The organism is Paenibacillus sp. J22FR21 (assembly GCF_056269135.1).
The window spans coordinates 919,091-931,219 of sequence record NZ_JBWDNJ010000001.1 but is presented as its reverse complement, the minus strand read 5'-3'; the positions used below and the strand labels follow the sequence as shown (position 1 = coordinate 931,219).

Annotated in this window: 8 protein-coding genes; 4 read left to right on the top strand and 4 right to left on the bottom strand. The window is 46.4% G+C overall.

Annotated features, from left to right (window positions below):
• Window positions 1–32: 32 nt before the first annotated feature.
• The 4 genes from AC0YNS_RS04660 to AC0YNS_RS04645 all read right to left on the bottom strand — a co-directional run bounded on the left by AC0YNS_RS04660 (window position 33) and on the right by AC0YNS_RS04645 (window position 4,457).
• Window positions 33–1,676, bottom strand: a complete 1,644-nt coding sequence (locus AC0YNS_RS04660; RefSeq protein ID WP_475779841.1) for an extracellular solute-binding protein — start codon at window positions 1,674–1,676, stop codon at window positions 33–35.
• A gap of 68 nt (window positions 1,677–1,744) precedes the next feature.
• A complete protein-coding gene (locus tag AC0YNS_RS04655; RefSeq protein ID WP_475779840.1) occupies window positions 1,745–2,632 on the bottom strand; it encodes a carbohydrate ABC transporter permease in 888 nt (295 codons plus the stop codon).
• Window positions 2,633–2,654: 22 nt separating this feature from the next.
• The gene (locus AC0YNS_RS04650) at window positions 2,655–3,617 is read right to left on the bottom strand and encodes an ABC transporter permease (protein ID WP_475779839.1); all 963 of its coding nucleotides are present in this window, start codon (window positions 3,615–3,617) and stop codon (window positions 2,655–2,657) included.
• 36 nt (window positions 3,618–3,653) lie between these two features.
• Window positions 3,654–4,457 carry a sugar phosphate isomerase/epimerase family protein gene (locus AC0YNS_RS04645; protein ID WP_475779838.1) on the bottom strand — a complete coding sequence of 268 codons (804 nt, stop codon included), beginning with the start codon at window positions 4,455–4,457 and terminating at the stop codon, window positions 3,654–3,656.
• Between the two features lie 258 nt (window positions 4,458–4,715).
• Between AC0YNS_RS04645 and AC0YNS_RS04640 the strand changes: the two genes are divergently transcribed.
• The 4 genes from AC0YNS_RS04640 (at window position 4,716) to AC0YNS_RS04625 (ending at window position 12,118) form a co-directional block, all read left to right on the top strand.
• The gene (locus AC0YNS_RS04640; protein ID WP_475779837.1) at window positions 4,716–6,482 is read left to right on the top strand and encodes a DUF4091 domain-containing protein; all 1,767 of its coding nucleotides are present in this window, start codon (window positions 4,716–4,718) and stop codon (window positions 6,480–6,482) included.
• Between the two features lie 90 nt (window positions 6,483–6,572).
• Complete coding sequence (locus AC0YNS_RS04635; protein WP_475779836.1) at window positions 6,573–7,520, top strand: carbohydrate kinase family protein; 948 nt, start codon at window positions 6,573–6,575, stop codon at window positions 7,518–7,520.
• Entirely contained in the window at window positions 7,493–8,473 is a 981-nt protein-coding gene (locus tag AC0YNS_RS04630; protein WP_475779835.1) for a 1-phosphofructokinase family hexose kinase, read from the top strand. Before AC0YNS_RS04635 ends, AC0YNS_RS04630 begins: the two co-directional genes overlap by 28 nt.
• A 519-nt stretch (window positions 8,474–8,992) precedes the next feature.
• Entirely contained in the window at window positions 8,993–12,118 is a 3,126-nt protein-coding gene (locus tag AC0YNS_RS04625) for an STAND family AAA ATPase (RefSeq protein ID WP_475779834.1), read from the top strand.
• The last annotated feature ends 11 nt before the right edge of the window (window positions 12,119–12,129 follow it).

The following is a 12,129-nucleotide window of genomic DNA, read 5'->3' as shown; positions in this document are numbered from 1 at the left end:
AGAGTTTCCTCTCTCCCTCGCATTGGGAAGGCTTATTTCCACTCGCCCGTGATACCGTTCTCGTCAAGCTGACGATTAACATCGTCAATGATTTCCTTACCGCCCGAGTTCAAATATTCCTGTACCATTTTATCCCAGTCATTGATCGATTCCTGGCCGACGATCATCTTCGTCGTATGCTCGGCCACGACTTGATCCAGCTCGGATACTTTCGCGTACAGCAAGTCGGAGTGAATGCGGTTGACCGGATCCAGATACGTCTTTGTCGTCTTCAGCATATCGACCGCCGACTGAACGAACCCTTTCGTAAACGGATCCTGCAGCACCATCGCCGGCTGCGTATCTTCATCCGTCGGTGCCCAGTAGCGAATGCCCAAATATGTCGTAGGCATTTCGCTGAACGCGCCGTCGATGTCGAGGGCAATGCCGTTCTCCATATTATAGCCTTTGCCTACGCCGCCGTTCTGCCAGTCAAACTCCGGATTTTGATCGTTGCGCTGATCGACCGGAACGAACGTCATGAAGTAATTGATCATTTCGAGAATGCGATCGATCTTCTCCGGATCGTCCGCCAGCTTCGCATTCAAGCTATGCAGCTCGTAATAGCCCGGCAAGCCCATGAACCCTTGTTGGCCGTCTTCCTGCGCAAACGGAGGAATGACCGCGAGTTCCGCTGTAGGGTTCGTATCCTTCAACGTTTTGAAACGCGTTTCGGAAATATCGTAAGGCTGCTCGTAGAAGATACCGACTTTGCCGGCGAAGAAATCTTTACGAACGTCAGCCGACTTCGTAACGGCCCAGTCCTTGCTGATCGCGCCTTCTTTATACAGATCGTTCAGAAGCGTAACCTGCTTCTTGAAGCCTTCGGAGATATTGCCCGGAATCAACTGGCCGCTCTCGTTCTTGTTATACCAGCCGCTGTCCCACGCCGCGCCCATCCATGCGCCGTAAACGATGGACTTGGCGAGGCCCAGACCGAGCGTATCGTTCTTGCCGTTCTTATCCGGATCGTTCTTCGCGAAAGCGATCGCCACTTTCTTCAGTTCATCGTAGGTGGTCGGCATCGACAGACCGAGATTGTTCAGCCAGTCTTGGCGGATGATTGGTTTCTTGCCGTACTTGGCAGGGAAGTAATTCGGAATACCGTAAATCTTGCCGTCGACCGTCACGGCATCCCAGACGCTCTTAGGAATGTTCTTGATCGCATCGTATTTGTCGATGTAATCGTTCAGCGGAAGGAACGCGCCTTGCTTCGACCATTTGACGAAGTTGGCGTCAACGCCTTCCATGCCGATAATATCAGGCAGGTCGCCTGCCGCCATAACGACTGGCAGCTTGTTCGCATACTCGTCATACGGCACGAATTGCGATTTCAGATCAATGCTGAACTTCTCGTTGATCATCTTGGCGCCGTTGCCGTTCGGGTCAGGAAGCGGGCTGGCCCAAGTACCTTGAATGGTGCTGATCTCGAAATTTTTCTTTTCTTCGGCAGCAGGCTGCTGGTTCGTTGATGCAGGCTCATTCTCGGTTGTTGTCGTAGCCGGCGTATTGCTGGAATCGGTCTGTTCAGCGGTATTTGCAGGTTTGTTCGTATTGTCGTTTGAGCCGCTGCATCCGGTTAGCCCGGTAATGATACTTACGGCTGCGAGCAGCGTCACGAGCTTTTTCGTTGTCATGTGTAAGCCCCTCCCTAGTATCCCTCTTAATGGTATGCTGAATCTGGACGCAATTACAATCCTGCTTATTAACCTTTCACCGAGCCCAGCATCACCCCCTTGGCAAAATGCTTTTGCAGAAACGGATATACGATCAGAATCGGAACCGTAGCCAAAATGATGGCGGCCATGCCGATCGTCTCCGGCGGCGGCAAGTGAGCGGATCTTGCGGCTTCGCGAGCAGCGCTGGCAAGGGTGTTGGCAGCGTCGTCGAGAATGACGATTTGCCTCAAGATAACCTGCACGGTCCATTTTGACGGATCGTTCAAATACAAGATAGCCGTGAAGTAGGTGTTCCATTGACCGACCGCGTAGAATAAGCCGAAAGCGGCGAGCGCTGGTTTGGAAAGCGGGAGAATGATGCGCGTATAAATTTGCCAGTCGTTCGCACCGTCGATGACGGCGGCTTCGTTCAGTTCCTCCGGAATGCTCAAGAAGAATTGGCGCATGACGATCAAGTTAAAGGAGCTGATCGCGTCCGGGATGATGAGCGACCAGTAGGAATCAATGAGCCCCGTCGCTTTGACGATCAAATACGTCGGGATCATGCCTGCGCCGAAGATGAAGGTAAACAGGACAAGGAACATATAGAAACGTTGTCCCCACAGCTTTCTGGTTAACGCGAAAGCCATCGTGGACGTGAGGAGCAGGCTCACGATCGAGCCGATGATCGTAATGTACACCGTTACGCCGATCGACCGGATAAATTCTTTGGAGTCGAAGATGAATCGATACGCATCGAGCACCCAATTTTTCGGGAACAACAGTAGATCGGTATTCATGAACTCCTCGTAGGAAGAGAACGAAACCGCGGTAATGTAATAGAACGGAAATATCATCACTAATGACAGCACCACCAGCAGCAATAAATTGATGCCATCGGTTATGCGATCCGACAACGTTCGCTTGATCGGCATGGCTCGCAGCTCCTCCCTCAGATTAAAATACGCCGTCTTCGCCGAACTTCTTGGCAATTTTATTGGCCGCTAGAATTAGTACTAGCCCGATAAGCCCTTTAAACAAGCCGACCGCTGTACCGAAACTGAAATCCGACTGCTGGATACCTTTGAAATAGACGAACGTGTCCAGCACGTTGCCGACGTCCATCGTGAAAGGATTCAGCATGAGGAAGATCTGCGTAAAACCGGAATCGAGCACGCTGCCAAGCCGCAGTATTAACAGAATGATAATCGTGCCTCGAATGGCCGGGAGCGTAATATGCCATAGCTGACGCCACCTGTTCGCGCCATCCACAATCGCCGCCTCGTATAAAGTCGGGTTTACGCCGGATAGCGCAGCCAGGAAAATAATCGTGCCCCAGCCCGCTTCCTTCCAGATGACCTCGAGCACGATGAGCGGCATAAACCATCCCGGTTGCTGCAGGAACGGAATCGCCTCCATGCCGAAGGCCATGCTCAACCCCTTGTTGACAATGCCTTCTGTCTTCAGGAAGATCGTCACGATACCTACGACGACGACCCAAGACAGGAAGTGAGGCAAATAGACGACGGATTGAATGATCCGCTTAACCCTTTGGTTCTTCACCTCATTCAGCATCAAAGCGAGCACAATCGGCACAGGGAATGCAAAGGCGATTTGCAGAAAAGAAAGCCAGAGCGTGTTCCACAGCACCCGGATCACTTCTGCATCCTCGAAAATGCGTTTAAAATGCTTCAGCCCTACCCATTCGCTATCGATAAAGCCTTTAAACGGACTGTAATCCTCGAACGCGATAATATTGCCTAACATCGGGACATACCGGAACCAGATGAAGTACAAGAGCCCCGGCAGCAAGAGCAGAAATCCGTAGCGCTCTCGGAATAGACGGGAGGCAAGCGACTTTGTCGGCGCCTTCTGGCTCTTAATAACGGTTGTGCTGGCTTCCACGGATGTTGTAGCCATGCTGCTTCTACCTCCCTGCTTCGAATTCGTTCGAATCTATTGTTTGATATAACCGATGAATTGCGGGAACGCGATTTCCGGTTCTTCGATCTCCGGCACCCACCGTTTCTCCCACTCGAAGGACAGCCAGCCGTCGTACCCTTTGTCAGCAAGCAGCCGAACGCATTCGCGAATCGGTACGTCGCCTTCGCCGGCGAGCGTAATTTGACTGTGCATGTCCGAGCCTTTCGTATCTTTGATATGCGTATGCTTGATGTAGCGTCCTAAACGTTCATAGGTGACGTCAAGCGGTTCCCCATCTCCGTACTTATATGGATTGTTAATATCCCAGAGCACGCCGAGCGCGCTGCTGTCTACTTGATCGATCACTTCCAGCAAAGTGCGAGAATCCGAGAAATCGCCGTGCGTCTCGATTAAGACGTAGACTCCCTTGCCTTCCGCATGGCGGCAAACCGCCTGCCAGCCTCTGGCAACCTGCGCAATCGTTTCTTCGCGGGCGTCTTTGCTTTGGATCGCATCCCCGAATACTCGGATGTAAGGCACGCCTAGCTTGACCGCCAAATCCACGGCTGCTTTTCCTTCTTCAATAGAAGCTTCGAGCTTCGCCGAATCGTGAAAGACGCAGGACGTATCCAGGCAAATGATTTCCAAGCCGAGTTCTTCTAGTTGGTTCATGGACTGCTCGATATTTGCCGGCAGAAACGGCGTACATTTATGAAGCGCCATTTCCTCTTCGATACCGCGGATTTCAATGCCGTCGAACCCAAGCTCGGATGCTTCTTTCAAAATTTTCTCCCAGCTCCAAGTCGGACAGCCCAGCGTGGAAAATGCCAATTTCATCGACTAGCCTCCCATTCGTTTCGCCATCTTCTCGCTTTCGCTGATTTCAATGTAACGGACGCAGGATACCTATGAAAATTGCTGCTTTTTTCACTAGTTCATTTATTTTGTGCTAGTCTTAAAATTCGTGAAGAACTTAAAAAAGCGACTAGTATAGATACGGTAAATTCGTGAACCATGCGAAATTCCTACAGTTTCCCATTGCCATTGGAAGGCGCACAATGAGGATAGCGGTTATATAGAAGGAGTTGATCCGATATGGTGCTTTCCGTGTGGGCCGTGAATGACGGCGAGAAGGTATTGAAGGAAGATTTGGCCAATCCGAATAAAAACGGAAACAGCGTTTGGGATGGCAGCACGATTCGTTTGTTCGGGGCAAGGAACGAGACGGTCGCGTTCCAGGTTATTGTAGAAGCAGGAAACACAGAGGTTACCGGCCTCTATGTCGAGATGTCCGAGCTTGTTCATGCGGAGTTCGGAGATTGCAGAATCGACAATGCCGCCTTACTCGATGAAGATCCCTCCAATTACGTTGGCCGTCGTATCGAAGTGTTCACGCAGCATTATTTATACGTCTCCCCCGATCTTGGAACGGCGCCTCAATGGTTCTATGCGGAATCCGCTCCGCCGCTTCACCGCTCGGGCTGGATTCCGGATGCACTTATCCCTGCAGATGCCAAACCGCGGCTTGGCGGTCAGCCCGTGCACATGTCTCCCCGCTCCAACCAAGGCTTCTGGATCGATGTGTATATTCCGCGCGAGGCGTCGTTAAAGCCGGGGATCTACCTCGGTGCGGTGACCGTACGGCGCGGCGATGAGCTGGTCGCGAAGCTGCCGGTCGAACTGCAGCTCTATGATTTTGCGCTGCCGGACGAGAATCACTCGGTCACTTTCGTTTATGCGAACGAAATCGACGAATATTTCCCGGATACACCGGACATTCGGGATCGGCTTCGTAGAATGGCGCATCGTCATCGGTTTGATTTGGTCGGCTCGGATGTCCATAATCATCGATTTGATGTTGAGATGATGGAGCAGTATGCGCCTTATTTGGACGGGACATTCTTTACTTTAGAGAACGGTTATGAAGGCTCGGGCGAGTATGTTGGTGAAGGCGTATTTCCGGTGGGGATGTACGGGGGTAAAGTGCTTGGAAGTGAGCCGGCGGAGATTCAGCGCGAAGCGGACAAATGGGTGGATTATTTTGAAGGCATGAAATGGCCGGGCGTTTATTTCTGTTATTTAATTGATGAGCCGCTCCCGGCTAAATACGAATGGATTCGAGAGCGCGCCAAGATTATACGCGACTCCGAAGGCTCAGGAAGCAAACTTCCTCTACTTACGACACGCAAATTCACGCCTGAAATTGAGGATGCCATCGACATTTGGTGCGCACATACAGTGGATCCGCTTTCCGTTGAACAGTGTGCAGAAACCGGTGATAAACTATGGTTCTACAATGGCTATCGTCCCTATCATGGGTCGATCATCCTGGAATCTGAGGCAGTCGATATGCGCGTGAATGCTTGGCTGCGCTGGCGATATGGCATTGAAGGGTATTTCATCTGGCATGGCACGCACTGGCGTCATAATCATCAAGGTCCGCGCGGTCGCTGGAATCAGAATGTGTTTCAATATCCGGTTACGTTCATGTATGTGTCGAACAATGAATCCGCCTATTACGGCGAAGACGGTGTTCATTTCGGTAATGGCGACGGCCTATTATTCTATCCCGGACGCGATCCGTTCTTCCGCGAGCAGGATCGGGGGATCAATGGGCCGATTAGCTCCATTCGGATGAAGAATCTCCGCCGAGGTATCCAGGATTACGAATATTTGTGGCTGGCCTCGCAGCGCGGCAGCCGTGCGGCGGCGGATGCGATCGCCAAGGAAGCCGTTCCGACTGGGATGCATGAGACAATTGCAGATGGGCAAGCTTCGTGGTCGGCATGTGGGAGTGACTGGGACAGCTACCGGAGGAAAACGGCGGAGTTAATCGTTGCTTCGATGATAGAGACGATATGAGATGGAATCAGATGAGATGAGATGAGAGCAATTCAATTGAGAGAAATCAAATGAAACGGGTTCAAACCTTTGTGAAACGAGGTCTTGTACATGTCCGTTAATTCTAGGAAAGTCATTGTCATTGGTGAGTTGAATGTGGATTTGATCTTCGCTGATTCCGATATCCAACCTGAACCGAATCGGGAGAAGCTAATACGGGATTTTCGGCTTGCGTTAGGCTCCTCTTCCGCTATAACAGCGGCTGGCTTGGCTGGACTGGGAATGGATGTTTCATTTGTTTCCATTGTTGGCGCGGACGAGTTCGGCCGATTCTGTGTGAAGGAATTAGAGCGACTTGGCGTTGACGTTACGCATGTCGTAATGGACAGCAATGTGCGCACCGGAGTTACGCTTTCCCTATCAGATGGAAGCGATCGTTCGCTGCTAACCTATATGGGGGCAATTGGCGCTGTTACTCCGGCGATTATTCCGGATAGACTACTTCGCGAGGCTGCACATGTACATTTCGGATCGTATTTTCTGCAAGAGCAGATGAAGCCGCATTGGCTTGAGGTGTTCAAGCAGGCCAAGACGAATGGCCTCACGACCTCTTTCGATTCCGGATGGGATCCGTCAGAGGGATGGGATCGCGAGCGGGTACGCTCACTGCTTGCTTTAACCGATTGGTTCATTCCTAGTGAAGAGGAAGCGTTGCGGATTTTTGAATCGGATACCTTAGTAGGATTACCGGATTGCTTACCGGAATCTCGCGGAGCTGTCGTGGTGAAATGCGGCAGTAAAGGCTCCATGGCCGTGTTCCCTGACGGGCTTGTTGAATTTGCTCCCTCCTTTGCAGTGAATCCGGTTGATACGACAGGAGCTGGCGACTCGTTTAATGCCGGATATATTACAGCCAAGCTCGAAGGCAAATCCGATTCCGAGGCGCTCTCATTCGCAAATGCTTGTGGTGCCCTATCGACGCTTGCGATTGGCGGAGCCGGGACGGTTTCCCGTGAAGGTTTATGGAAGCTATGGCCGGAAGGGTTGCAGGCGATATGACGGAAGCATGGCGTTTACTTCCGATCGTTTGCGCATCCTTGAATACTGCAATTGATAAACGACTTGTTCTCCCTGCTTTGCATCTTGGGGAGGTAAATCGGGTATCGCACGTAGATGCAACTGCCGGAGGCAAAGGTCTGAATGTTGCGCGTGTGGCGAAGTCAATCGGCGCTCCGGTCATGGCGACCGGATTCGCCGGAGGCAGCAATGGCTCATGGATTATGAACAAACTGCAAGAAATTGGCCTTGAGCAGCAGATGGTCTCCATTGAGCAAGAGTCTCGCATCTGTTTGAATATTATTGATGAAGGAGGTCGTCATTCGACCGAGCTATTGGAACCCGGACCGTGCATATCGCACGAAGAGAAAGTTCGTTTTATAACCTTATGGCGCAGCTTATGTGTGCCGGGACGGTGGCTGACATTGTCAGGCAGTTTGCCGCGCGGACTTGGTGATCATTTCTATGCCGAGCTGATTACAGAAGCAAAACTGGCGGGAGCGAATGTTGTGCTGGATACGAGCGGTACTCCGCTGGAGGCAGGCGCTCGTAGCGGCCCTCATACGGTGAAGCCTAACGAGGATGAATTTCGCCAGTGGTGCGGCTCCAATCCTCGAGATTATGAAGCCGTTCGCCGAATGGCGGCGCAGCTCGGCGAGTATGGCGTTCAAACCTTGATTGTTTCACTAGGTGCTGACGGTTGCCTTGCCGCAACACCGGACGGCCAGCTGTGGCTGGCACTCCCTCCGATCATCCAACCCGTTAATACGGTGGGATGCGGCGATTCCTTTGTCGCCGGCTGGACTGTCGCATGCGCTCGCGGCTTGAACATCGCGGTGGCCTTGCAGTTCGCAGTCGCCGTCGGCACCGCCAATGCAGTGACTCCCGGTACCGGGCAAGTAAGCTTGGCGGATGTAGAGGAGCTGCTTCCACGAGTGCAGGTTACAAGCGTTTGATATGTAGTCGCTGAACGGAAAATCCAAGAAAGAGTTGCTCCTAGAGCAACTCTTTCTTTATTTCTAACACATTTCTACGAATGTGTTGCGCCACGAGCAACACTTTCGCGGAATAAGCGATTGAGGCACATGGGCTACTCTTCTAGCTACTAATTTTGCGAGCAATCAGCGATTGCGTTTATTTGGATTCCAGTGGGAGCTTCTTTTGCGACTTTCACTAGTTTCCCGCTTATGTCCCCGAGTGACCATCTTATTCAACTTATCAGTTTCCTGCCGATGTCTCTTGCGATAATAGAGGTAATGATAAAACTTAACATGCTCTGCTGTCTTATCACCATGTTAATGTAGACTTTTTTCCTATACATGCAGGAAAGTGGAACTATTTGGACGAATTAGTAAAAACGTGTCGAATATTTTATTACTGATGTGGAGGATATAGAATGGAACTGTGTAATAACGATGAATTAAGGTTTATTGCATGAAGTATATGATCGCTTTAACGCAGAAGGAGGCTTTACGATGAATATCGGAATACTTCAACTTAGTGATATCCATATTAAAAAACAAAAAAATAGTTTTGATTACAAAGTTGATCATATTCATTCTGCATTGCAGGTTGAATTACTTGGTGTCAATCACCTTTTCATTTTAATTACTGGGGACTCTGCCTATTCAGGCAAGCAGGAAGAATATCAATTGATGCGGGATTACATTAAAAGGATCATTTCTGGAATTCATTCCATAAAAGAAGTTTCTGTTTCTATTTTGGTCATTCCTGGAAATCACGATTGTGATTTTGAAGAGAATCAGGCAGTACGAAATATGCTTCTTAAAAACATAAAAGCTGAAGATACTCAAAATGCTATCGATGATTCAGTAATTGAACAAATTTGTATACTCCAGAAAAATTATTTTGATTTTGCTACTAATTATACACAAGTTGCAAACAGAATTTTCACGAGTAAATTACTCGAAATATATTCCTTTACTTTCAATTCCTTCACAATAATTTTCAATTGCTTTAATTCATCCTGGATTTCCGAGAGGCATGAAAAATCTGGTGAAATGTACTTTCCAATTGAAAAATACGTGGATGTTTTAGATCAAAATAGGGGTAGCCTAATCGTTTCAATGATTCACCATCCTTTTAACTGGTTTCGTCCTGTTAATACTCGTAGTATAAGAGAACAGCTTGAAAAATGTTCCGATATTATATTAACAGGTCATGAACATGTGAGCACATTTAGCAGAAAAGAAGATTACGAGGGAAATTCGGTTAATTATATTGAAGGCGCTGTCTTGCAAGAAACAAATAAGCCCGATATAAGTGAGTTTAATTTTATCCAATTTAACTTAACCAAAAAGCAGCATAAATTTAGTCGTTATTCATGGAATAAAAAGTTATCATTGTACGCTCCAGGATTTGAAAGCAATTGGTATATCCATCAAAGGCCGAATGAGAAAGGTACTGATGAATTCCATGTGAATAAAGAATTTAAAGGCATTCTTAGTGATCCGGGTATTACAATTAACCATCCGAGAAAGACTAGTGTGCTGCTAGATGATATATATATATTTCCTGACACCAAGATCATTCATTTAACTGAAAAAGTAGAAAAAATTAAATACGAAAATTCAAAGAATCTTGTCGATTTTTCCAAGTCCGAAAAGTATCTTTTGGTAGGTCCAGAAAAAGCAGGAAAAACGACATTTACCCGAGTATTGTTCAACACTGCGCTAAAAAAGGGGCTCATACCTGTGTTGCTCAACGGTAGTGATCTAACGAGATCTTCATTACTTGATTTTCAAAATGTTCTACATAAAACGTTCGTTAAGCAATATTCAACCGAAGATTTGGAAAAGTTCAAACAGTTCCCTAATGACCAAAAGGTAATTATTATTGATGATTTAGATAATTCGAAATTAAATAACAAGTTCACGTATGAACTAGTTAAAAATATTACGCCTATATATAAATATATTGTTTTGACTGGAGACGAACTCTTTCGATTTACAGATATTTTTAATGATCAAGAACAGGATAAAAACAGTTTCAATGTCCAATTTGATAAATATGAATTGATGGAATTAGGGTATAAGTTACGAACAGATTTCGTTGAACAATGGAACCTTTTAGGGCAACTTGAAACAATCACTGAGAATGAACTTCAAAAGAAAAATGATAGGGATATAGCCACGATAAATACAATGATTGGTGACGGATTTGTACCTTCATTCCCCTTCTTTATTATTGTTATGATGCAAGCTATTGAAGGCAATACTCAACATAAATTGCGAGACAGTTCTTATGGCCATTATTACGATCTTTTGATCCTTCAGTCCATGACGAAAATAAAAATTAAGAATGAGGATATCGATGCTTTTTATCATATTATCACTCAACTGGCCTTCCGTTTTTACGATGAAAATATTGATGAAATGAATGAAGATGAGTTGACGGATTTTTTTAAATGGTTTTCAGTAGAATACGATGTTCCTTATGATTTTGAAAAAAATATAAACCATATGCTTCAAGCTTCGATTATTGAACGTTTTAATGACATTTTCCGATTTAAATATAAATACATTTACTATTACTTTGTCGCTCGCTATCTTTCAGTTTATATCTCTGAGAAAAAAACGAGAGAGATTGTATCTGATATGTGCAACCGCGTTTATCTTGAGGAACTGGCAAACATTCTGATGTTTTTGACACATTTATCGAAAGATCCATTTATTTTAAACGAGCTCTATACACAGGCACAAAACATATTTGTAGGTGTTGAACCCGCTAAATTGGAGAATGATATTCAGATTATTAATAAATTGGTAGAGGAGGTCCCTCAACTCGTCTATGAAAATATTGAAGTAAAAAAGCATCGTGAAAAACAGTTAAAATTAAGGGATGATTATCAACGCTCTAAACAAGAATTAGCTGCTGGGAACCATTTTAGTTCTGAGGAGGAAAAAACATCGCAAGGCAAAAGAGACGAAACAGAGTCAGATGAAAATATGATCCTCCAGATTAATTTAGGCTATAAAACCATTGAAATCATCGGTCAAATTTTAAAAAATTATTTTGGATCTATACGTGCTGATGAAAAACTTCTTTTGTGTACAGAAGCCTATATGGTTGGGCTTCGAACCTTAAGTTCATCTCTTTTACTTATCGGTGAACATATGGAATCATTAGCTTCCCATCTGCAGGGGTTGTTAGAACAAAAAAATAAAATGCAACAAGAGAAAGTTGATCTCTTAAAAGATGTCCAGCGCTTACTTTTCAGTTTAACGACAGCATTAACTTTTCAATCTTTGAAGAAAATCGCCGTGTCAGTTGGTTCAGACAACTTATACAGTATCTTCAAAAAAATAACTGAACAATACCCTTATACATCAATTAAACTTATTGAAATAGCAATCAAGCTCGACCAATCTCGTTCTTTGCCATTTAATGAGTTAACCAAATTGAAAGATGACCTAAAAGATAATTTCGCTGCATATTGCTTACTTCGAACATTTGTAATTCAAAATATGTATATGTACAATATGGATTTTAGGGAGAAACAACGAATCTGCAAGTTACTTGATATCTCGATAAAAGATTCACGCATAATTGAATTAGAATCGCCATTTAAAAAATCGTAACGAGTAAGCTG